Origin of the sequence: Bacillus sp. S2(2019) (genome assembly GCF_005144805.1) — a bacterium.
Taxonomy (GTDB): Bacteria; Bacillota; Bacilli; order Bacillales; family Bacillaceae; genus Bacillus; species Bacillus altitudinis.
This window is the reverse complement of record NZ_SWFL01000004.1, coordinates 68,508-92,280: the sequence shown is the minus strand read 5'-3', so window position 1 is coordinate 92,280 and position 23,773 is coordinate 68,508. Positions and strand designations below refer to the sequence as shown.

21 protein-coding genes and 1 riboswitch are annotated in these 23,773 nt (G+C 42.4%); of the genes, 10 read left to right on the top strand and 11 right to left on the bottom strand.

Going from position 1 to position 23,773, the window contains the following annotated elements:
- The first annotated feature begins 10 nt into the window (after positions 1-10).
- Genes mngB through FBF75_RS15270 form a run of 3 tightly spaced genes read left to right on the top strand, consistent with a single transcriptional unit; the run spans position 11 to position 5,532 of the window.
- The gene (gene mngB, locus FBF75_RS15280; RefSeq protein WP_136944897.1) at positions 11-2,674 is read left to right on the top strand and encodes a mannosylglycerate hydrolase; all 2,664 of its coding nucleotides are present in this window, start codon (positions 11-13) and stop codon (positions 2,672-2,674) included.
- 57 nt (positions 2,675-2,731) lie between these two features.
- Complete coding sequence (locus FBF75_RS15275; protein ID WP_136944896.1) at positions 2,732-3,616, top strand: ROK family protein; 885 nt, start codon at positions 2,732-2,734, stop codon at positions 3,614-3,616.
- Positions 3,613-5,532, top strand: a complete 1,920-nt coding sequence (locus FBF75_RS15270; RefSeq protein WP_136944895.1) for a BglG family transcription antiterminator — start codon at positions 3,613-3,615, stop codon at positions 5,530-5,532. Before FBF75_RS15275 ends, FBF75_RS15270 begins: the two co-directional genes overlap by 4 nt.
- Before the next feature lie 61 nt (positions 5,533-5,593).
- On the opposite strand, the gene arr is transcribed toward FBF75_RS15270, so the two are convergent.
- The gene (arr, locus tag FBF75_RS15265; RefSeq protein WP_007498448.1) at positions 5,594-6,010 is read right to left on the bottom strand and encodes an NAD(+)--rifampin ADP-ribosyltransferase; all 417 of its coding nucleotides are present in this window, start codon (positions 6,008-6,010) and stop codon (positions 5,594-5,596) included.
- Between the two features lie 573 nt (positions 6,011-6,583).
- Here arr and FBF75_RS15260 point away from each other — a divergent pair.
- Entirely contained in the window at positions 6,584-6,865 is a 282-nt protein-coding gene (locus tag FBF75_RS15260) for a hypothetical protein (protein ID WP_025206666.1), read from the top strand.
- A gap of 118 nt (positions 6,866-6,983) precedes the next feature.
- On the opposite strand, the gene FBF75_RS15255 is transcribed toward FBF75_RS15260, so the two are convergent.
- From FBF75_RS15255 to licT, 4 genes are all read right to left on the bottom strand, one after another.
- Positions 6,984-7,169, bottom strand: coding sequence for a hypothetical protein (locus FBF75_RS15255; protein ID WP_058336295.1), 186 nt, complete (start codon positions 7,167-7,169; stop codon positions 6,984-6,986).
- A 154-nt stretch (positions 7,170-7,323) separates the two neighbouring features.
- Entirely contained in the window at positions 7,324-8,745 is a 1,422-nt protein-coding gene (locus FBF75_RS15250; protein ID WP_008343856.1) for a glycoside hydrolase family 1 protein, read from the bottom strand.
- An 18-nt stretch (positions 8,746-8,763) separates the two neighbouring features.
- Positions 8,764-10,623, bottom strand: a complete 1,860-nt coding sequence (locus FBF75_RS15245) for a beta-glucoside-specific PTS transporter subunit IIABC (RefSeq protein WP_136944894.1) — start codon at positions 10,621-10,623, stop codon at positions 8,764-8,766.
- A 236-nt stretch (positions 10,624-10,859) separates the two neighbouring features.
- Complete coding sequence (gene licT, locus FBF75_RS15240) at positions 10,860-11,696, bottom strand: BglG family transcription antiterminator LicT (protein WP_017358738.1); 837 nt, start codon at positions 11,694-11,696, stop codon at positions 10,860-10,862.
- A 185-nt stretch (positions 11,697-11,881) separates the two neighbouring features.
- Here licT and FBF75_RS15235 point away from each other — a divergent pair, with 185 nt between their 5' ends.
- A complete protein-coding gene (locus tag FBF75_RS15235) occupies positions 11,882-12,082 on the top strand; it encodes a hypothetical protein (RefSeq protein WP_008343859.1) in 201 nt (66 codons plus the stop codon).
- 34 nt (positions 12,083-12,116) lie between these two features.
- Here the strand turns inward: FBF75_RS15235 and FBF75_RS15230 are convergent, their stop codons facing one another.
- On the bottom strand, positions 12,117-13,736 hold the full coding sequence (locus tag FBF75_RS15230; protein ID WP_024719047.1) for an APC family permease: 1,620 nt from the start codon (positions 13,734-13,736) through the stop codon (positions 12,117-12,119).
- Positions 13,737-14,078: 342 nt separating this feature from the next.
- Complete coding sequence (gene trhO, locus FBF75_RS15225) at positions 14,079-15,047, bottom strand: oxygen-dependent tRNA uridine(34) hydroxylase TrhO (protein ID WP_007498459.1); 969 nt, start codon at positions 15,045-15,047, stop codon at positions 14,079-14,081.
- Positions 15,048-15,246: 199 nt separating this feature from the next.
- Between trhO and FBF75_RS15220 the strand changes: the two genes are divergently transcribed.
- Entirely contained in the window at positions 15,247-16,329 is a 1,083-nt protein-coding gene (locus FBF75_RS15220) for an iron-containing alcohol dehydrogenase family protein (RefSeq protein ID WP_136944893.1), read from the top strand.
- Between the two features lie 51 nt (positions 16,330-16,380).
- On the opposite strand, the gene FBF75_RS15215 is transcribed toward FBF75_RS15220, so the two are convergent.
- From FBF75_RS15215 to FBF75_RS15200, 3 genes are all read right to left on the bottom strand, one after another.
- On the bottom strand, positions 16,381-17,208 hold the full coding sequence (locus tag FBF75_RS15215) for an aldo/keto reductase (RefSeq protein WP_039963249.1): 828 nt from the start codon (positions 17,206-17,208) through the stop codon (positions 16,381-16,383).
- 181 nt (positions 17,209-17,389) lie between these two features.
- On the bottom strand, positions 17,390-17,851 hold the full coding sequence (locus FBF75_RS15210) for a 2-thiouracil desulfurase family protein (RefSeq protein WP_136944892.1): 462 nt from the start codon (positions 17,849-17,851) through the stop codon (positions 17,390-17,392).
- A gap of 348 nt (positions 17,852-18,199) precedes the next feature.
- Positions 18,200-18,658, bottom strand: coding sequence for a MarR family transcriptional regulator (locus FBF75_RS15200; protein ID WP_017366520.1), 459 nt, complete (start codon positions 18,656-18,658; stop codon positions 18,200-18,202).
- Between the two features lie 207 nt (positions 18,659-18,865).
- On the opposite strand from FBF75_RS15200, the gene FBF75_RS15195 reads away from it, so the two are divergent.
- Both FBF75_RS15195 and FBF75_RS15190 read left to right on the top strand, forming a co-directional pair.
- Positions 18,866-19,633, top strand: a complete 768-nt coding sequence (locus tag FBF75_RS15195; protein ID WP_136944891.1) for a GNAT family N-acetyltransferase — start codon at positions 18,866-18,868, stop codon at positions 19,631-19,633.
- 137 nt (positions 19,634-19,770) lie between these two features.
- Complete coding sequence (locus tag FBF75_RS15190) at positions 19,771-20,148, top strand: hotdog domain-containing protein (protein ID WP_017358728.1); 378 nt, start codon at positions 19,771-19,773, stop codon at positions 20,146-20,148.
- A gap of 42 nt (positions 20,149-20,190) precedes the next feature.
- On the opposite strand, the gene FBF75_RS15185 is transcribed toward FBF75_RS15190, so the two are convergent.
- Entirely contained in the window at positions 20,191-21,363 is a 1,173-nt protein-coding gene (locus FBF75_RS15185) for an MFS transporter (RefSeq protein ID WP_017358727.1), read from the bottom strand.
- 77 nt (positions 21,364-21,440) lie between these two features.
- Positions 21,441-21,540, bottom strand: a riboswitch (purine riboswitch).
- Positions 21,541-21,940: 400 nt separating this feature from the next.
- On the opposite strand from FBF75_RS15185, the gene proS reads away from it, so the two are divergent.
- On the top strand, positions 21,941-23,374 hold the full coding sequence (gene proS, locus FBF75_RS15180; RefSeq protein WP_035703007.1) for a proline--tRNA ligase: 1,434 nt from the start codon (positions 21,941-21,943) through the stop codon (positions 23,372-23,374).
- A 175-nt stretch (positions 23,375-23,549) separates the two neighbouring features.
- Complete coding sequence (locus FBF75_RS19700; RefSeq protein ID WP_017358723.1) at positions 23,550-23,726, top strand: hypothetical protein; 177 nt, start codon at positions 23,550-23,552, stop codon at positions 23,724-23,726.
- Positions 23,727-23,773: the final 47 nt, after the last annotated feature.

Genomic DNA, 23,773 nt, shown 5'->3' with positions numbered 1-23,773 from the left:
TCGTTACACAATGACTGTCAATGTACATGTGATTCCACATACTCACTGGGACCGGGAATGGTATTTTACCACCTCCCGTTCCCGTATCTATTTAATGAAAAGCGTAATGGACATATTGGACACCCTCGAAACAGATGAACGATTCCATTACTTCATGCTCGATGCACAAGCATCCTTGCTAGATGATTACTTGAAATGGCGACCAGAGGATGAGGATCGAATTAAACATCTCGTCACAGCAAAACGCCTCATCATCGGTCCGTGGTATACACAAACGGATCAGCTCGTTATTTCTGGGGAATCGATTGTACGAAACCTGCAATATGGGATTGAGCGCTGTCAGCAGTTTGGACATGTCATGAAGGTCGGTTATGTCCCTGATTCCTTCGGTCAATCTGCACAAATGCCTCAAATTTATCAAGGCTTTGGTATTGTCGACACAGCCTTTTGGCGCGGCGTTTCTGATCATATGACGAATCACACAGAATTTAATTGGCGCGGGGCTGATGGCAGTGAAGTGTTTGCAGTGAATCTGCCATTTGGCTACTACTATGGTGGAAATATTCCTGAGAAGGATGAAGACCTGCAAGCCTTTCTTTCTGAAAAAATCGGGGCGCTGCAAGCAAAAGCCACGACAAAGAATGTCTATTTCCCAAATGGCTTTGACCAGGCGCCTATTCGTAAAAACCTGCCTGACTTATTAGAAAAAGCCAATGAAATAGACGAGCACCACTATCAAATCAGCAGTTTAGAAGATTACATTGCAGCAGTGAAAAAAGAGCGGACTTCTTTTGAGACATTAGAAGGAGAACTCATTCATGCCAAGCATATGCGAATTCATAAGTCCATTTTTTCAACAAGAGCAGATTTGAAAATCTTAAACAACCAAATTGAAAACTATCTCGTCAATGTGATGGAGCCAATTCTTACAATCAGCTATTCACTCGGACACGATTACCCGCATGACACCGTACGTGACATTTGGTACCTCATGTTTGAAAATGCAGCGCATGACAGCATTGGCGGCTGTAACAGTGACACGACAAATCAAGACGTTTTCTTCCGCTACAAGCAGGCAAAAGAAATTGCCGAGAACCTGGTGGACTTACACATGCGTCTCATCGCCATCCGGCTGCAAACTGAGCAAGAAATCACGTTCACTTTATTTAATACACTGCCTTCAAAGCGCTCTGAAGTCATTGAAATCGAAACCTTTATCACAGAACGTCCATTTACACTAAAAGACACTGATGGACGAACTCTTCACTACACAGTCAAAAGCAAAACCGATGTGACAGATTATGTCTTAGCACAGCAGATTTCACTTAACCCAAGCAAAGAGGTGTACATGCCAAAGCAAGTATGGAAAGCTGTTTTACTCATTGAAACAGTCGACTTGCCATCCGTTGGTTATACACAAGTCAGCATGGTTTTCGATGAATCTAGTGAATCCATTTTTGAAAAAACAGAAGGTCGTGTCATTGAAAATACGTTTTACCGCATTGCAGCAAATGACAATGGGTCATTAGAAATTACGGATAAACAGACTGGACGAACGTTCTCTGAGCAAATGATCTTTGAAGACAACGGAGATGATGGGGATTCTTATAACTATTCACCACCGCGTGAGGATCTTTATGTATCATCTAAAGATATCTCATCAGCAGACATCACCGTATCTAAAAGCCGTTTACAGGAAGAGCTCACCATCAAGCTTCAATTGACTGTCCCATATGATTTAGAGGAACGTTCGAAGCAAAAGGTGACGACTTCCCTCCCGATCACAGCGAAGGTGGCTTTAAATAAAGATGAAGCGGTCATCCGTTTTCATGTGAATGTGGACAACCATGCGCTAGACCACCGTCTACGGGTGCTCTTTGATACAGGTATTGAGTCAAACGTATCACTCAGCGATCAACAGTTTGGCACCATCGAACGTCCAACGGAGCTGATGCAAGAGCTAGAATGGTGGAACAATGAACATTGGGAAGAAAAACCGATTACCATTGAACCCATGCAATCATTTGTTGCACTTCGCGATGAAGCATATGGTGTCTCTCTTTTGACGGACTGCGTCAGAGAATACCAAATCACAGGCGCAGGCTACACAACCATTGCTTACACACTCTTCCGCTGTTTCGGAAAAATGGGGAAAGAAAACCTTCTTTACCGTCCTGGCCGGGCTTCTGGAGAAAAAATCGTGGAAACACCTGACGCCCAGCTTCAAGGATCGCTATCATTCTCCTTTGGCATGCACTATAGCCAAGAAGCGGTGAGTGAAGGACACTTGGCTCAACTTGCTAAACGTTACACCACCCCGGTTCAGTGCTACGAGCGGGCAGACTTTTTAAACGGTCGTTTAATTTTCTCTTTCCGAGATGAAAAAGAAGACTTACAATCTACTTATAGCCTGCTTGACATTGAGACAGACGGGGCCGTTCTAAGCGCTTTGAAAAAGGAAGAGCATGGAACAGGCATTGTCATTCGTCTCTTCAATCCATATTTAACACGTCAAACAGCCGCTTCAATCAATAGTTCATCTCTACAACATGGAGAAACAGCGAATTTAGGCGAAACACCTGAAGGACATATACTGAAAGCACAACATGGATCATTACACATTGAACCGCTCACACCTTGTCAGGTACAAACCTACATTGTAAAGAAAAAATGAACATGTAGGGGCGGGATCCATTTGGATTCCGCCCCTCTTTAATGGAGGGCATTGATCATGCGAATTGGAGGCATCGAAGCAGGCGGTACAAAATTTGTCTGCGGCTACGGAACAACAGACGGAACGATTGAACATATGACTTCCTTTGCAACAGGGAACCCAGAAGAAACATGCCGGCAAGTGATCGAATACTTTACAGAGCATCCAGTTGATGCGATTGGCATAGGCGCATTCGGACCTGTCGATGTAAAAGAACACAGCCCTAGCTATGGAACGATTCTCGAAACACCCAAAACAGCTTGGCGCCAATTTCCATTACTCTCAACCTTAAAACAAGCACTCGGTCTCCCTATGAAGCTTGATACGGATGTGAACTGTGCGGCGCTTGGTGAAGCTCGTTTTTCAACGGAAACAGACAGACCAAATTCCTTGATCTATATCACGGTTGGGACGGGAATCGGCGGCGGTGCCTATATTGAAAACCGCCTCATCCACGGACTGCTTCATCCAGAAATGGGACATATCACCGTTCAGCGCCACCCTCATGACACCTATGGGGGCTGCTGCCCGATCCACCATGATTGTTTAGAGGGACTGGCATCTGGACCTGCCATAGAAGGCCGCTATCATACATTGGCACAAATGCTGCCAGAAGAGCATCCAGCCTGGTCACTTCAAGCTTATTATCTCGGGCAAATGACCGCAAATTTATTACTCACCCTTTCACCAGAACGCATTATATTTGGTGGAGGTGTCATGAAACAGCCGGCCTTGCTGCCGCTCATCCTTGAAGAAACAGACAAGCGCCTTCATGGTTACTTACAATTACCAAAGCCATTAAATGAAATCGTCACAAAGCCTTTCTTTGACGGATTATCTGGTTTAATGGGAGCCATTGCCCTTGGAGCTGATGCCTTAAAGGAACAAGGAGCGGCGCAATGATGATGACGGCAGATACTCGAACCTACCAGCTCATTCAGCGGCTATTTGAAACGAAAGGGTTCGTGAAACTGGAGGAGCTCACTGCCTCTTTTCGCTTATCTGACCGCTCCATCCGCAATTTAATCAAAGAAGCAAACGAACTGTTAACACAAGCTGGAGCCATGATCAAGACCATCCGCGGGAAAGGGTATACACTCTTAACAAGTGACCAAGACGCTTTCCTGCTTTGGCTTCATCAGCAAAAGCTTCCTGCCCGCTCTCTCGTACCCGTCATGCCAGAAGAGCGCATACGATTTATGATGAGAAAATTATTGCTTCAATCAGACTACTTAAAAATTGATCAATTAGCAGAAGAATTGTTCATCAGCCGTATGACGGTCAGCAGTGATTTAAAAAAAGGACGGGAGCTGTTAGCCCGTTACGGTATGACCCTTGTCTCAAAGCCTGGACTTGGCTTAAAAGTAGACGGAGACGAATTGCAAAAAAGGACGTGCTACGCAGACTTACTGCTTGAAGAAGAACCCGCCCTATCTCATATAACTGAGCGGGAACAGCTTCATTTCCCTGACATTTCACTTGAAACCATTCGATCCATTGTGCTGACAAATCTATATCAAGAATCACTGCTCATTAAAGATATTGCCCTAAAGAATTTAGTGATTCACTTAGCGATTGCCATTCAACAAACGCAAAAAAAACAGCGGATACCCGCCAGTATCACTCATACACAAAGACCGCCAGTGTTAACAAGAATCGCTCAAAAGATCACGCATCAAATAAACGACACGTTTCATGTCACCTTATCAGAGGATGAAACAGATTACTTGGTGATGCATCTCTTGGCGAATCAAACGTGGAAAGAAATCGATGAGCACCAAACAACAGAAGAAGTACGTCAGGCAGTGACACGATTTCTCCAGCACATTGAAAAAACAAGCGGTCATCGTTTTGTAGATGACGATATCCTGCGTCAAGATTTGATGCTGCATATGAAGCCATTATTAAATCGAATTCAATACGGCGTGTCTTTACAAAATCCGCTTTTGCATGAGATCAAAACTTCTTATCCTTATCCGTTTGATTTGGCCGTCAGCGGACTCAATGCCTTACAGCTGGTGCGGACGCCAAATGAAGATGAAGCGGCATATGTTGCCTTACATATTGCTGCTTCATTTGAAAGAAGTCATCTTGACACCTCACAAAAAAAGAGGGCCATTATTGTATGCGGGTCTGGACTAGGAACGGCACGGCTGCTTGAAATTAAATTGAAGGCGGCCTTTCAACATGAGCTTGAGATTGTTGAGCTTTATTCTTATCAGGATTACGCTTTTAGCACCACTTTGCCATGTGATGTGATTATTACAACTGTACCTCTCGCACCAAAGGGGAAGCCAATCATTCAAGTGAATGCTTTTTTTGAACATCATGATGTCCAGCGTGTGAGTGAGGTCATTCACCTGTTAAACGGACACGGTTTCCCTTCGCAGGAGCTGATGGCTTTTTTCCAAGAACGATTGACCTTGTTGGATGTGAACCTTTCAAGCAAAGAAGAGGTATTAGATACGCTTTGCAGCCGGCTGGAGGCGCATCAGCTTGTTTCATCTTCTTTTCGTTCCTCCGTGCTGGAGCGGGAGCAAATGTCATCGACCTATCTTGGCAAGGGAATTGCAATGCCTCACCCGCTCATCACAAATGAAGGCACCTCCTGCGTGGCAATTGCACGATTGAAACAGCCAATTGATTGGCAGGGCGATCAAGTATCTCTGATTTTCTTGTTAGCCATTCAGAAAGACGACGCTGCCTGCATGAATCAATTTTTTGAACAAGCTGTCGATTTATTAGACAGTCCTGACCGCCTTCACTCCTTGACACATGCAAGGACATTTGATGAGCTGATGCATGTCCTGTTTCAATAGCACATAAGGCCGCCCAAGTGAAATCGGGCGGCCTTTTATTCATCTATTCCTCACATACGAATCAATCGTATATGACATTTTTTCCTTCTTCCCTTAACTTTTTTAACGACGTCAGCATATGATTGATTTCTTCATCGGAGTGTCTTTCCCAAGCGCCTAATTCTGCGACAATTTTCAAAGGGGATGTCGATCGATAAGAACGGGTCGGATTCCCTGGAAACTTTTGATCCGTCAAATTCGGATCATCTTCAAACTCGCCTGTCGGTTCTACAACATAAATTCTCTCTTTGGAATCAGACCGGGCTAATTCAGCTCCCCATTTGGCTGCATTTAATGTTCCGGTGAAATAGATGTGGTTCGATTGTTTATCCTGATAATTGGATAAATGCAACGGTTCAAGCAGGTCCCCAATCTTCAATTCCGCTTTCGTCCCATGAAAAAACGGCCCAGGATCTAAAACATCTTTCTTGTCATTCATACAGCCACATCCCTTATCGTTTTTGACTTGCGTATAACAGTATACGGCCTGATGCGGGCGGAAAACAGTCTATAAATGAGATTAAATTCGGGGTATAATGATAGTAGAGAGTAAGATGTGATCGGACATAGATGATTGATTGAACCTCCTCTATTCGGTTATCTTTTAACAATCTTAGTGTTTTTTCGTAATTCCTTTGCAAGATATTTGTTGATGTTGATAGATGACGCAATAAATAAAGTGATTAACTATAAAGGCTCTATGACAAATATTGTCATAGAGCCTCCTCTTTAGCTAGATACATTGCTATACTTTTTTTGCTTTTTATAAAGTAGATTATCACTGTAATTATAACTACGGGTATCACCACAATTAAACCAAATGTCACATTTGTATTCCAAGGCATGTTACGATCTAGTTCATGTTCTGAACCTGAATGGATTGGAAAAAATCCACTTTTATATACCAATAAAACCAATTATTGTATTTATTTTCATTTTATAGGAGGACTTTTTAATTAATGTACGAATTTAATATATTGTTAGTGAAAAAATTAATTAGGAGTGATTAATTATGTCTATTAAAAAAGTACTAATTACCTCTTCGTTGGCTGTGGCGTTACTTGGAAGTTCTATTCCTGCTTTTGCTACTAGTCCAGTTACTACAAGTTCTAATCAAAATGTAAGAATAACAGATGATGCCTCAACTAAGGCGAGTTTCACAAGATATATTTATGGCCAAGATTTTAACGCTTTTCCAACTTCATTTACTGAAGACAACTTACTATGGATTCTTCAGCAAAGAGTAGATATGGGAGACGGCTGGTGGCGTGCTGAATATAAAGCCACATTTTAAACGGCTATGATTTGAAGAACTCACTAATCTTACATGATTAGTGAGTTTCTTTTCCGCAGGTATTTTTTACTTTTTTATGTTTCATGGCTTATAAAATAAATTTTCTTTGATTTATTATTTAAAAAAAAGGAAATTTCTCATTGAGTCCAACAAGGACAAAAACAAGAATACCTTCCACAGCTGACAGCGTCACAATCAATCCGTGGTTCATTGGGTGTTCCTTCGCAATTAATTTCTGACCAATATAGTTTAAAGCATAAAAAAGAAAGAACAATAAGAAAAACAAATAAAGGATCGTCATCATCTACATAACCCTCTTTCTTATAATGGATAATAAACCAATTTTTACAATATATCATTAGACTAACATTTTAGAACAATTCGAACAATATGCTCTTGCCAATAGAGTGAACAAAAAAAACCAGCCACCCGCTAATAAGGTGACTGGCTTTTTTCTGTTATTTCCCGATGTTCTCTCCATTTTGCTCGATCAATGTTTCATACCAATAAGAGCTCTTTTTCCGAATTCTCTTCAGGTCTTTCAGGTCAAATTCATCACGGTTGACGTAGATAAAACCATAACGTTTTGAGCAGCCTTGGTGTGTACTGATTAAGTCGATGGCTGACCATGGGCAGTACCCGAATACCTCAACACCGTCAGTGATCGCCCATTTGATTTGTTCAATATGTTTTTCTAAATAATCAATTCGATAATCATCCTGAATCGATCCATCCGCTTCTAACTTGTCAAAAGCGCCTAGCCCGTTTTCTGTAATAATAAGAGGCAGCTGATAGCGGTCGTAAATCTCACGCATCGTTGATCGGAAACCGGTAGGGTCAATCTCCCAGCCAAATGCATTTTTACTTAAGAACGGGTTGTTGCCGCCTTTGTAGACGCCATCTTCACCAGATTTTAAATGCTGATCTCCGCCACGGGCAAATTCATCATTGCCATCTCCTTTACTCGCTTCAACCGTTTGAGATGTGTAGTAGTTAAAGGCAATGAAGTCTGGTTTTGCACTTTTCAAAATATCCATATCTCCCTCTTCAATCACAGGAAGAATGTCTTTTTCCTTCATGTATGCCCATGCAAGGTTGTTATAGCGACCGAATACCGCCATATCAAGATATAGCCAGTTGCGGATCGCATTGTAATTAGCCGCAGCAATGACATCCTCAGGTTTTGGAGATGCCGGGTAAATTAGGGCAATGTTTGGCGCTGGTCCGATTTTCGCCTCAGGCAGCAAACGATGACAAAGCGTCATGGCTTTCGCCTGTGCCACAAGCATATGGTGGTTCTGCTGATATAGTTCTTTTTTCGGATTTTCTAAATTTGGATCCAGTGTACCTAATGCTGATCCATGTAAGATCATCATGTTTTGTTCATTAATCGTCAGCCAATATTTTACCTTCTCGCCATACTCCTGGAACAAAACCTCCGCATAACGTTCAAACGCATCGACTGTCGAACGATTTGACCAGCCGCCTTTCACTTGAAGCGCATGAGGTAAATCAAAGTGATACATCGTCACAATTGGTTCAATGTCATAGCGGCGCAATTCATCAATGAGAGAATGGTAGAAGTCAATTCCCTTTTGATTGATCTCCCCATCTCCATCTGGAATGATACGTGTCCATGCAATGGAGAAACGATAAGCCTTCAAGCCCATTTCTGCAAACATCTTCACGTCCTCTTTATATCGATGATAGTGATCGCTGGCTACCTTAAAATCAGTTGTTCCTTCAGGATAGCTTTCTCTCATATCAATGACTGAAGGTCCCTTGCCATCCTCGTTCCATGCACCTTCTACTTGATAGGCGGAAGTCGATCCGCCCCAGAAAAAGTCTTTTGGAAATGGTGCTAGTGTTGAATATCTCATGATTATGTCCTCCCTTTCTTAAACTAAGTGTAAAAATGATTGTCCTGGTGTCACTTGTTTTTCTTCTGTCTCAATGATATCGCTAAATTCACCGGAATTGGTAATAATCACAGGTGTTGTGACAGAAAGACCTGCTGCTTGAATGGCCTCAATATCAAACTCCGCAAGCAGTTCACCTTCTGTAATCGTTTGGCCCTGCTCAACCTTCGGCGTAAAATGTCGGCCCCCAAGTTGTACAGTATCCAGTCCAATATGAATGAGTACTTCTGCTCCACTTTCAGAGGTGAGACCGTATGCATGTCCTGTTGGAAATACCGTTGTCACGACTCCAGTTACTGGTGCAAACAGCTTGCCTTCTGATGGAATAATGGCTGCACCCTTACCTAATGCGCCAGATGAGAAGGCTTTATCCTGCACCTCTTCTAGCTTGATGACTTCGCCAGATAAAGGACTTTTCACATGAGCTGCTTTGACACCATGTTCATTTTCAGATGCTGGTGCAGAACTAGCTGCAGGAGCATCTTCTTCATCCACAGGATCTTTGAATCCAATCAAATAGGTTAAGACGATTGAAAGGACAAATGAAACGGAAATTCCGATTAAGAATCCTGTAAATCCTTGACCATAGAAGATCGGAAGTGTCAGTAAACTCGGAAGACCTGACGCGATCGCAATACTTTGTGAATAACCGATAATGGCACCACCGACACCGGCAGAGATCACCGCTGCAATAAATGGTTTTTTCAAACGAAGTGTGACGCCGTATACAGCAGGTTCTGTAATTCCAAATACAGCAGAAACCGCTGTCGATCCAGCTAATGATTTCAGCTTTTTGTTCTTTGTTTTCAGCATAACACCGATTGAAGCACCGGCTTGTGAAAATACAGCTGGCGCAGTGGCCGGCTTAATATGATCTTTTCCATGAACCGCAATATTATTTAAAATGACTGGCACAAGCCCCCAATGGATACCGAAGATGACAAGAACCTGCCATGCCATCGCAATTAAAGCACCGGCAAGTGTAGGGCTAAAGGAGAATACTTTCAGCAGGACGGCTGCAATTCCATTCCCTGCATACACACCAAATGGTCCAAATACGATCAGTGTCAGTGGAACGACCGTGACCAGTAAAATCAGTGGTGTAATAAAGTTTTTCACACTTTCATGAATGACTTTGTTAAAGAAACGTTCGATATATCCCATCACAAACACTGCCAAAATAATCGGGATAACCGTTGATGTATAAGACATTAAGACAACCGGAATGCCGAAGAACGACACATCTCCGCCGCCTTTTGTGAGCTCTTGAATAGTCGGGTAGATCAGTGCACCTGCAATCGTCACAGCGACAAATGGATTCGCTTTAAACTTCCTAGCAGAAGTGAATGCGAGCAGCAGCGGCAGGAAGTAGAACAAGCTGTCTGATGCGGCAAATAAAATTTGATACGACGTATCTTCAGGAGATAACCATTTTGCATTAATACAGATGCCTAGAAGTCCTTTTAAAATACCGGCACCCGCCATGACACCTAGAAGCGGTGTGAAAATTCCAGAAACAATGTCGACGAATTTTCCAAAAAGACTTGTACTTTCTTCACTTGATCTAGCAGATGAAGAAGTGGAATCCTCTAATAGATTCGTAAACTCCCCAATCTCTCGATATACCTCTGGTACGGTGTTGCCAATGACCACCTGAAACTGGCCGCCGCTTTCCATGACAGTCACCACACCATTTAATTTTTCAATGGCCGCTTTATCTGCTTTTGATCTGTCATTTAATGTGAAGCGAAGTCTTGTGGCACAGTGAACCAATGAATGAACATTTTTCTCTGTCCCGATATGTTTGATAATGTCTTCTGCTATTTGACGATGACTCATACAAAAACCCCCTTTTTTTCAAAAAAATACGTTTTTAGGCAAAATAAAAACCTAAACGGGCACCAAAAATAGTCGCAACTTGCTATTGCGCTTTTTCAGTGAACGTTTAGGTTTTGCCTGCCGAACAGTCACAATCCTCTAAGACGATCATTGTGAAACCGTATTCTTTTATGTTTATGAGCAAATAGTACCACTCACTTTTTGTGATGTCAACGCTTTCTTTTAAAATTCTATCTTTATTTTTCTCGTTTGATGAGTCGATTCAAATGAATCGATAGATAGAGCATCTCCTCTGATGTCAGGTCGCGATGATACGTTTGATACACATATTCCGCGATTTTCTTTGCGCAATCGTACGCCTTCGGATATTTCACTTTAATCAGCTGATATAAATCTTGATCTTCACTGACGAGTAACGTTTCGTTGATGAGACGCTGTACGAAAAAGCGTAAATGTGTGAGAAAACGATAAAAGTTGAGCGAGTCTTCATCAAATTCCATGTTCAAGTGATATTTCACAATGGTCAGTATGGCATTCACTTCTTTCGTGATATTGACCGTTGTATTCATGTCTTCATTGAGCTCTGCATTAATGATGTGCATGGCAATAAAGCCCGCTTCATCTTCAGGCAGTTCAATATGAAGACGATCTTCAATCATCTCAAGGCATTCTTTCGCCACAAGAAACTCATCTTTGTATAAACGTTTAATCTCCCAAATCAGCGAATTCTCAATCAAGTGGTTTTTCTTTAATCGTTCAATGGCGTAATGAATATGGTCTGCCAGCGATACATGCAGACTTTCGTTTAATCTTCGGTTCAGCTTTGTATGTGCGTATTGGATCATTTCCTCGGTCACCTTGACGACATCATACGGAACCTCTTGAAGCAGCATTTTCATCCGTTCATGTACGGAATGATCCTCTAGGCGGAACACTTTATCAATTAACGCCTCATCCACCGGATCGCCGGGACGTCTTTGAAAAGCGATGCCTCTGCCCATGACGACGATTTCTTTTCCTTGTTCATCTATCACACTAATGACATTATTGTTTAGAACCTTTTGAATCTGCATCTCCAAACACCTCCGTCTATAACCAGCCATCTACACTCAAAATATGCTCTCATCTTAACACAACTGTCAAATCACTTGGCGTTTTTATCTGACTTTTGAAATAGATTTCACGATATTTTTACTTCTTTCTTGCTGGTCTGATCCTCCCTCAGCCTGCATACAATACCTCGAGGAGGTGACCTTCGATGAAGGCTTTTTTCTGGTCAGCATCTTTTTTATTCATGTTCATTCTGACTCTCTTTATTCTAGGTATTGTTTTTTGGCTTAGTGGACAAGGCTTAGATCAGCTATGGAGATATGCGCTTATCTGTCTTGTGACAGCCACCGTTCTACACGGCGTTACCACTTGGCTAAAGCAGCATGTCATGGATCATCCATCCAAATAAAAAGGCTGCCCTCAGTATTCAGGCAGCCCTTCCGTTATTCCTTAGATGAGGCGGCTTCTTTCTGAGAAGCACGCAGTTCATCATTGATTTTTTTCGCATCTTCTAAAAACTCTGTTTCAAATCCACTTTTGAGTGCCCACATATAAAATAACAACGCCACAACTGCAATAAGTGCCATATCCCAACCATAATGAATGACGTTATACCCGCCAAATTTATCACTGCCGAGACAGGAAATCGTCATCATCACAAGCAAATACACAACCATCCAAGCACCTGCTTTAAAGTGACGACCAAAGCCCTTCCACTTCGCTTTTGCTTGATAGTAAAAATAGATTGGCAAACCGATGAGAATAATGAACAACACCTGACCCGTCAGCGGCCATCTCGCCCAGTACAGTGTCAATGATGCAAAGACAAAACCAAGCGGAGCAATGATGCTGAGTCCTTTAATTCGCAGTGGACGATATAAATCTGTGCCCGTCTTTCTCAGCGTCATCACTGTCACAGGTCCTGTCAAATAGGAAATCAGGGTCGCCACAGAAATAATTTCAGCGAGAACCCCCCAGCCTCTAAACAAAAACAGAAAGATAAACGATACACCCAAATTAAAAAACATCGCTGGACGAGGCACACCGTAAATTGGGTGCAGACGGCCAAGTACACTCGGCATGTACTTGTTTTTTTCCATCCCATAAATCATACGAGACGTCGTCGCCGTATACGTAATCCCTGTGCCAGAAGGAGAAACGAACGCATCTGCATATAAAATAAGGACAAGCCAGTTAATCCCTAGCGCAATGGCAAGGTCAGCAAATGGCGAGTTGAAATTCAAATGCCCCCAGCCATTCACAATCATTGATGGATCGACAGCGCCAATAAAAGCGATTTGCAGCAGCACATAAATGACCGTTGCAATCAAAATCGATCCAACAATGGCGATTGGAATCGAACGCCCTGGATTTTTCGCTTCTCCTGCCATATTAATCGGGCTTTGGAAGCCATTAAAAGCAAACACAATCCCCGATGTTGCCACAGCTGTGAGCACACTCGCCCAGCCGTTCGGCGCAATACTTGTTCCAGAAGTAAAATTCTCACTATGAAAACCTACGAATAAGAGCGCACCAATTGTTAATCCTGGAATGACGATTTTAAAAACCGTAATGAATGTATTCGCCTTTGAAAACAACCCAACTGTCCAATAATTGAGCAGAAAATAAATCACCAGCAGCACACTTGCCACCATGAGCCCCTCGGTCGTCAAAACCCCTTTTGTGACCAAATGGCTTGTCCACTTTGCCCACTCCCAAGGCCATGAGCTCATGTATTGAACGGAGGCCACTGCCTCAACAGGAATCACTGAGACAATCGCAATCCAGTTTGCCCAAGCGGCGATAAATCCAATAAAAGATCCGTGTGAATATTGCGTATATTTGACCATTCCGCCTGCCTCTGGAAACATCGACCCGAGTTCACTATAAGACAATGCGATAAATAAAATAACAACCATCCCGATCAACCATGACAAAATAGCAGCAGGGCCGGCGATTTGAGCAGCCCGCCACGCACCAAAGAGCCATCCTGAACCAATGATTGAGCCAAGACCTACCATCATTAAAGCGAAAGTTCCCATCCTACGATGCAAATGATTCATGTTCATAACACCTTTCGATTAAAATACAGAGATGTGTCGAGCAAGCGCCTTTCTTTTATAGCAGCTCACCTTTCATTCCATTAGCAAATACTTTCTGATCTGAACTTTTATCTTTGTTCATTTTTTTGCCTGTTATATTATCTCTCAATTCTCCATTTTCTGAAATAGTCGAACATGCTTATTTCAAAAGAAAGCGCTTTTTCAACTGTTCAATCTATTAGACTGATTAACTACCTTTACCCTTATTTTGAAAAAAACAAAACAAAAAAGAAAGAGGAAATGACTTCCTCTTCCCTCTGAACACATATCATCCAAAGAAAAAAGGATAAAAGGGAAACCCTCTTATCCTTGTGAGATTGCTTGTTCTTTTTCAATGACAGCTAGTCTTTCTTGAACTTCTTCTTCAGATAAATTGTGCTGTTTCACATAAAGGTTACGTTCGCTTGTTCGGCATTCATGGCTGCAGCTGCGCATATATTTATGCTCGCTTTCTTCTGTTGCAATCATTTTGCGGTTACATGCAGGGTTCGCACAGTTCACATAACGCTCGCAAGGTTCGCCAGTGAAGAAATCTTTTCCTACCACAACGTGCTCTGTTTGATTGACTGGAACCGTTAGGCGGTTATCAAACACATAACATTGACCGTCCCATAGCTTTCCTTGAACTTCTGGGTCTTTTCCGTACGTGACAATTCCACCGTCAAGCTGGGATACATCTTCAAAGCCTTCACGCTTTAACCATCCTGAGAATTTCTCACAGCGTACGCCGCCTGTGCAATACGTCAGAATTTTTTTTCCTTCAAGAATCTCTTTATTGTCACGAATCCACTCAGGCAATTCACGGAATGTCTCAATGTCAGGGCGCACAGCACCTCTGAAGTGACCGACATCAAACTCATAATCATTACGTGCATCAATCACAACCGTATCAGGTGATTGCATTTGCTCGTAAAATTCAACTGGGCTGAGATGTTTCCCCGTTAATTCTAGCGGATTCACATCATCTTCAAGACTTAAATTCACCAATTCATTTCGGTGGCGGACGTGCATTTTCTTAAACGCATGACCATCTGCTTCGTCAATTTTAATTGGCATGGACGCAAAGCGTGGATCTTCTTTCAATGCTTGCATGTACTTGTCCGTCTGCTCAATGGTACCAGAAACGGTTCCGTTTATGCCTTCAGATGAAACAAGAATACGACCTAACAAACCAAGTTCCTTACAGAATGCTAGATGCTCTGCTGTAAATGTTTCTGGATCCTCAATGGGGACATATTGGTAGTAAAGTAATACACGATATTGTTTTTCCATATATATAAACACCTCTTAAATTTAATCAAAACATACCATTTTATATCATACAGGAAATACATACCTTAAGGCAATGTCAGCAGTTCAATTCCATAAAACGGAAGGGTCTATGGTCTCATATTGTTCGATTATTTGACAGAACTTTCTGCAAAATGAGATGATTTAAGAACTATATGATTTCGTAAAGGAGCATAAGTCCATGATCCAACCAGAAGAGATCGTCAGAAGCGGTCCTAACCAGTTTATTTCTCAAAAGGGGATTTATCATGAAATCGAGTCATTTGTTACTCCCTTTCAGTCACCAGCTATAGTGACAGGATATGACTCATATCAAGCCTTTTCACAGTACACAAAGCTTCCATCCGAGTGGCCTGTTGTTCAGCATAAAGGTTACAGTTCACCAAATGCGATCACACGAATTGCGGAAGAACTCAAGAGTTCAGATGTGATCATCGGGATCGGTGGCGGCACGATTTTAGATACAGCGAAGTCTGTTGCCGACGCTCTCCAAATTGAAGTGATCATGGTGCCGACGATTCCTGGGACATGTGCGGCTTCTACACCGCTCAGCGTCATTTATGATGACAAGGGAAATTTCATGAGGGTCGACTATCATAAGCGGTCCAGCTATCTCACGTTAATTGATCATACTTTTTTGCTTTCATCTCCTCTTTCCTATCTCCAAAGCGGAATTGGGGATACGCTCGCAAAATGGTATGAAGCGGAAGCCATTATTCGTAACACAAAAGGCACCTTGCCGCTCATGGTACATGCTGCATTAAAGCAGGCAGTGTACGTTCGTGACATTCTTCTGACTCATAGTGAAGAAGCCGTTAGCAGTTTAAAAACAGGCCAGCTTTCTCAAGCCTTTGCAGATGTAACAGATACGATCATTACGTTAGCCGGAACAGTCGGCGGCTATGGAGGACGTTATGGCAGAATGGCAGGAGCCCATGCCGTTCATAATGGATTAACATTTATTGATGCAACACATCATGTGTTACATGGACAAAAAGTGGCCTATGGCATTCTCGTCCAGCTTGCCGCAGAAAACCGTATGACGGAAGTAGAAGAATTACTTGAGCTCTATCAAACACTCGGATTACCTAGAACGATGCGTGATCTTGGCATCACAGCTCAGCTAGAGGAAGCAGCACATACAGTGGCAAACCATGCTGCACGTAAAGATGAAACCTTTTGTTTGATTGGAGACTATACGAAAGAGCAAATTGTCGACGCCATTCAAATCATTGAGACCTATCAGCCTCAAAAGACGGTCTGAACATAGGGGCAAATAAAAAAGCACAGGCATCCCGCCTGTGCTTTTCTTATATTAAAAATCGAAGTTATCTGGGTCTGGACCCGTGCGCTCATCTTCATTGAGCTGATCAATGACACTCATTTCATGGGCGGACAACTCGAAATCAAATACGTTTGTGTTTTCGATGATTCGGCTCTTCGTCACCGATTTCGGAATGGTGATAATGCCATGCTGCAAGTCCCAGCGAAGAATGACTTGCGCCACTGACTTCTCATGCTTTTTCGCAATATCTTGAAGCACCGGATGATTAAGAAGTTTCCCGCTGCCTAATGGCGACCATGCTTCTACATGAATGCCTTTTGCCTTGCAGTAGTCACGTAAAGGCTCCTGCGTCAGCTTCGGATGCAGCTCAATTTGATTGACCATTGGTACCACTTCTGCCTCTTCTAATAAATCTTCTAAATGGTGCTGATGGAAGTTACACACGCCAATTGCCTTAACACGGCCTTCCTTATACAGCTTCTCTAGCGCTTTCCACGTTTCTTTATATTTACCTTCAACCGGCCAATGGATTAAATAAAGATCCAATACATCCAAACCAAGTTTGTTCATACTTGTTTCAAAGGCTTCAAGCGTTGACTCATATCCTTGATCACTATTCCAGACTTTTGTCGTAATGAACAGATCATCGCGAGAGATGCCTGATTGCTGAATGGCTTTGCCTACACCTTCTTCATTTTGATAGGCCGCTGCTGTATCTATACTGCGATAACCCGCTTCAAGTGCGTCTTTGACTGCATTTACAGCCTCATCCCCATCTTTTACTTGCCATACACCAAAGCCAAGCTTCGGCATTTTCACTCCGTTTGCTAATGTGACTGTATCTGTTAATCCACTCATCAAACAAACCTCCGCTTCATTTATGCTTACCATGCACTATACCCGAATGTGCGAAAGATCATGCATGAAAATAGACCATGCAAGGGCTACTATGACCTAATTTCATTTTGTCCCATACTAACAACACAAAATTTTTATGTGAATATATTTGTTTTTATATTAAATAGATTTCTACTTATCCCTATACAAACAGTGAGGTCCAATCATCCTCCTCAGAGAATACTTGAATCCCATGCTGTTTCAGCAAGGCAGACGTCACACCGTCCCCAGCCTTTGTCTTCCCGTTAAATTCTCCCCGATAGATCATCCGGCTTCCGCAAGAAGGGCTGTACTCTTTTAACACGACGGATGTTGCGCCAAATGTCTGAGCCTGCTTAAGCGTGGCTTGTGCACCATTTACATACATCTCTGTCACATCTGTTCCATGAACATCAACAACAGCAGCCTGCCCCCGTAAGACATCATGACCATCTCCACCAATAATTTCTGCGGGAGGTCTTGGTGTAGAGAAACCGCCAAGCAGCTCAGGGCAAACTGTTACCGCCTTTCCTTCCTGCACAAGCTCCTCGATACGTTGATCTAATCGATGGCTGCCATTATAACGGACCTTTAATCCCGCAAGACAAGCGCTGACAACGATCATGTATGTTCCTCATTTCTATGTATTGAACGTTTTTTGCTGACTTTAAAATAAATCCATAAAGGCAAACAGAGTATCGTGTACATCAGAAAGGGCAGAGCACAATACAAAACAGCCGCCCACATGGACCCTTCAACTCCTGTGATCCCAAAAAAATAAACAAATAATAGCAAGCTGACAAACAATCCGACGAACGGCATGATAAATACATATTTTTTGAAATTTCCCATCATCTCTTCCACCAACACGGTTCCCTCCCTCAATCATCCTCACGAATAACGTCAATATATGTTAATTTTACCATAAAAAAACCGAAAGCATCTAGTTTATAGAAAGCTTTCGGTCCGTTATTTATATCTTTTCCTTCCAAGCCTTTAAGAAGCGCTCAATAACCTGTAGTTCGTCTTCATTAAATTCATGGAGGAATTCTAAATAGGAGGAGACTGCCTGTTCATGAAGTTCATCATGCAGTGCCGCAAGCTGTGTGCCTTCCTCTGTGAGTGAATAATAGACGGATTTCTTGTCACCTTGCCGGTGGCGATAGTCGACCATACCTTTTTCGATGAGCTTTTTCACAGCCTTTGTAATAGCTGGTTTTGATAGTTTTAGTTGTTGTGAAAGAAATGTATTATTGGATTCGTTAGGGTTTGCTTGAATCATAGATAAAATATGAAGCTGTGTAAGTGTCCAATCTTGCTTGAGTGTATCAGTCGTGGTAATCAGTGGATCTGTTGGATCGTTCCGTTTCTTTTCCCTATGCATAATCAAATCTTGAATCGCTTTTAAGACAATCTGCTCGTTTGTTTCCATCTGAACCTCCACTCTTAACTGGTTAATAAAATGGTACTAATAATCAATAAAGGAGTCAAAAGAAATGTGGGGATGATGAAAAGAATGGGTCATCAGACCTGATAAATAAAAGAACTTTTTTACTAGATTACAAGAGACGGCACAATTTCCTTTTCTTTGCTATTATTTATGATAGGTACCCCTCAATCAAAAAAAGAAGGTGAGAGAATGAAAACAGAGCAGCAAATGGCCATTCGCCAGTTAGAAGAAAAAATAAATTTGTTTACTTCTGTTGTCAACGGATCGTTCCTATCAACGGAGGATTTCGTTCTATCAAACACGCATATATCAACTGACACGTTCAATTTGTTATTACCCATTTCAGCGCACATACAAGATCAACAAAAAGTGGAAGCTGCCATCGAACAAATGCAGCAACAGCAGCTAGCATTCAGCACATGGATCACTCAAAGCCTGCTCCACCCCGATTGGTCGAATACCATGCAGAAATATGGGCTTCAAGAAGTGGAACGCAATACCATCATGATGCTTGAACATACAAACGACATCGATCAAAGGACCTCTCAATCGCTTACGATCAAGGAAGTGACTGACGATCAAACTTTTCTCGATTATCAACATTTATTTATCGAACTTTTCGAAGGATCACATGAGGCAATCTCTTTAAACAGCTATTTCCAGTGCTTTTCGATTGAACGATTACACCCGAGTACACGCATGTTCGTTGGATATGAACACAACAAACCGGTCACAACGGGCTTATTGATCGAAACAACAGACAGCTACGGTATTTATGATGTGATCACAAAGGCAGAACACCGCGGAAGAGGACTTGGCAGTGACATGTTTCATTACCTTCTGACCCAGACAGATAACAAACAAAAGTGTGTGATGTTACAAGCCTCAAATGACGGCAAACATATCTATCAGCGTGCCGGATTTCAACCAATTGGAGAAATGGTTATTTTTGAATAGAAGATGACATTTTTCCTGACGTATCAAGGGCAAAGAAAGGCATCCTGTCTCTTCTTTGCTTCCAACATCTCACCACAAAAATGAATGTACATTCATTCATTCCTTTGGTACATTTAAAAAAAGGAGCTGAAGAACAGATGGTTCGACCAGGCGATCAATTTCAAACAAGCAAAACCTATACGCATGAAGATGTGATCAAATTTGGCGAGATGACAGGTGATCTTGGCAAACACCATACCGAGCTAGATGATCAAGGCAGGCTCATGGTACACGGCTTTCTCACAGCAAGTCTAGCCACGAAGCTTGGCGGTCAGTTTCATTTTATCGGTCAAGAGATGACATGTACCTTCATACGCCCTGTTTATACAGGTGACACCATTACCTGTCAGATGGCCGTCACCAAGGTAGAACCCCTTGAAAAATACCATCGTGTCCACCTTTTTTCCCGGTATATCAATCAGCATGGAGAAGAAGTCATTACTGGTAAAAGTGAAGGTGTGGTTTTCAAAAAATAAAAAGCTGCCTATGATGAGGCAGCTAAACGATCTAATTCTCTTCTATTCAGCATGATGCTGACGATCCATATAAAGCGGCGGTCTCTTTAATGAAATCACTGCACAGCTAAAGGCAATCAGCACAAAAACAGCACCGAATTTAGCCAAATCAACAGATGAACCGGTCATTGTAAACATGACGCCACCCACTGCTGATCCAATGGAAATCCCAATTTGCAAAGCGGATGTATTTAAACTTTGCTGAATATCAGACGTCACAGGGTCTGTTTGAATCAAATAGCTCTGCAAAGCAGGTGTCAGTGCCCAGCTAAGAGCACCCCATAGGACAACCATCACCATAAAGAGCATAAACACTCCCGCTGTATAAGGAAGGATAAACATCACAATGGCAAACGCCATGGTCACAAGCAAAATGGCTTTTCCTGATCCTAGTTTGTCACTCAGCCAGCCGCCAAACCCATTCCCGCCAATCGACGCAAGCCCGAAGACCAAATAACAAATACTAATCCAAAACGGAGTCATATGCAGAACTTCCATCAGAAATGGCGTGAAATAAGAATACAGCATATAATGACCAGCAAGCATGAACAAGCTAATCAAATGTGCACTGAAAATTTTCGGATGCCCTAAAGAACGAATTTGTTCTTTAAGCGGTGTGACTTTTTCAACAGGCATTTTCTCCAATAGAAAATAAATGAGTACCATGGATATAGCTGACAGAATACTGATTCCTAAAAACATCACTCTCCAGCCAAAGCTCTCTGTAATAAAAATACCGATCGGTACACCGAGAACAAGTGATGAGCTAATCCCAATAAAAATCAGACCTAATGCTTTCGCTCGATGAGCTGGTTCCACCAGCTTGGCAGTAATCGTCAATGATAGTACCACAACAAGCGCCGTACTCATGGCAATCAAGACCCTAGAAATCATGACAAGGGCAAAGGTGGAACTAAAATATGTGAATACATTGCCTAATGTAAAGACCAATAATGCGATTAAATAAAGACGCTTTCGTTCGATTTTGGCTGTGACGGTCAGTAGCACCGGTGCTGAAATAGCATACACAATCGCAAATACCGTGATCAGCTGCCCAGCTGTCGCAAGAGACACATTGAGATCCTCTGCTAAACTTGGCAAAATGCCCCCGACCACAAGCTCAACTAATCCAACCGCAAAAGTAGAAACAGCTAATAAATAAACTCTCCAGTTCATGTCTAACATCCCTTCTCTATATCATGGCTTTCACTTTTGATACAGGGTGCAGACAAACAAAAAAACCCTGATTACAAAAAAGGAAAGCGCGCTTTTGTAATCAGGATTTATCGGATCCTGGTAGAAACCCTCAAACCATATTATTGAGGTTATACAAGTCTATTTTTTTCTTCAAATATATTAGCATAGCCTTCCATAACGTGCAAGCTGCAAAAACAGAAAGTGTCTGCCAATGGCTCAGCAACATAAACGACCTCAGAAGGGCATGAAATGAACTTGCGGACCAACTTGCTTTCTCCCCCATTTACAGGTAAACTGATGAAAAATCAACGAACAAGAATCAACGTAGATCTGGAATAGTAGCTTGAATTGATCTTTACCAGAGAGGGAACGGTGCTGAGAAGTTCCTACTGACATCTTCAAGTGAACCTGCCGATTTAGTTCTGTTTCATACAGCGGTTCATACCGTTATCATGATCGAGTGTAAAGCTGTGCTTTAAATTAGGGTGGTACCACCAGGAATGGTCCCTAACTTAAAGCACAGCTTTTTTGTTTTTTTAAAAGGAGGAAAAAGACGATGTCAAAGAAACAATTTGTTGAGAAAATTACAAGCATGGAAGACGACTTTGCCCAGTGGTATACAGATGTTGTCACAAAGGCGCGTCTCGTCGATTATTCAAGCGTTAGAGGCAGTATGATTATTCAGCCATACGGTTTTAAAATTTGGGAGAATATTCGCGACGAACTTGATCGTCAAATCAAAGAAACGGGTCACGAGAATGTCTATATGCCGCTCTTTATCCCAGAAAGCCTTCTCCAGCAGGAAAAAGATCATATCGAAGGCTTTGCTCCTGAAGTGGCATGGGTGACACATGGCGGTGATTCGGAATTACAGGAAAGACTCTGCGTCAGACCAACATCCGAGGTGCTGTTCGCCGAGCATTATAAAAACATCATTCATTCCTATCGTGATTTACCGAAGCTATATAACCAATGGGCCAATGTCGTCCGCTGGGAAAAGACAACACGTCCATTCCTTAGAACCCTTGAATTCCTCTGGCAGGAAGGGCACACTTGTCACGAGACTGAGCAAGAAGCGATTGAAGAAACAGAAAGAATGCTTCATATCTATGCGTCTATTTGTGAAGAGCTTCTAGCGATCCCTGTCATTAAAGGCAGGAAAACAGAGAAAGAAAAATTCGCTGGCGCCCGCTTCACCTATACGGTTGAAAGCTTGATGCATGATGGAAAAGCCCTGCAAACCGCCACTTCTCACTTCTTCGGCAACGGATTTGCCAAGGCGTTTGGCATTGAATTTTTAAATCGAGAAGGAAAATTAGAGCATGTCCAGCAAACATCATGGGGCTTCACCACAAGAATTATTGGCGCTATGATCATGGTGCATGGCGATGACAGAGGACTTGTCCTGCCGCCAAACATTGCGCCAACCCAAGTACGTGTTGTGCCAATTGCTTCCCATAAAGAAGGTGTCCTCGATCATGCCTATGAATTAAAGGATAGACTCGCCCGCATCGCACGCGCTGACATCGATGCAAGTGATAAACAGCCTGGCTGGAAATTCAACGAATGCGAAATGCAGGGCATCCCATTACGCGTAGAAGTAGGACCAAAGGATATGGAAAAAGGTCAGGTGATGCTCGCAAGACGAGACACTGGTGAAAAGCAAGCCGTCACATTAGATGCACTTGAACAAACCATCACGTCCACGCTTGAAGACATTCAGCAGACGATGTACGAAAAAGCAAAAGAACGATTACATGAAAAAACATCAAACGCCCACACAATCGAAGACATCGAGCAGCTTCTTGCCGAAGAAAACAGGTTGATCAAAGCCATGTGGTGCGGCGATGAAGACTGTGAAAACGACATCAAAGAGAGAACAGGGGCGACATCACGCTGTATCCCGTTTGAACAAGAATCCGTTTCTGACACATGTGTCTGCTGCGGGAAACCAGCTTCTGATATGGTGTTCTGGGCAAAAGCCTACTAATCATATTTCAAATTTTTTACAAATAATGCAGGGGTTTGTCTATACACTGAAGCATCTTATACGATGCTTCTTTTTTGTTAAAAAGAGCCAAATATCCATTGACCTCCTTCACACAATCCCCTATAATTCATATTAATATAATCGGTTTTTAAGACTTTAACTGGAGTGGTGATCTATGAAGCGCTGGCTCTCAATATTTAACGAACGTTGTCCAAAATGTAAAACAGCATTAGATGTCTCGAAGTCCAATGCCTTGCAAGGCAAAGTCGTGAAAACATGCCCCAATCTTCATTATCAAAAAGAGTACCACCCTGCACTTGAAACGTATATCGAGCACGATGATATGAAATAAAAAGGACCAACACATGGAAAAGAGCCCTTGCTCTCAGTTGTTGGTCT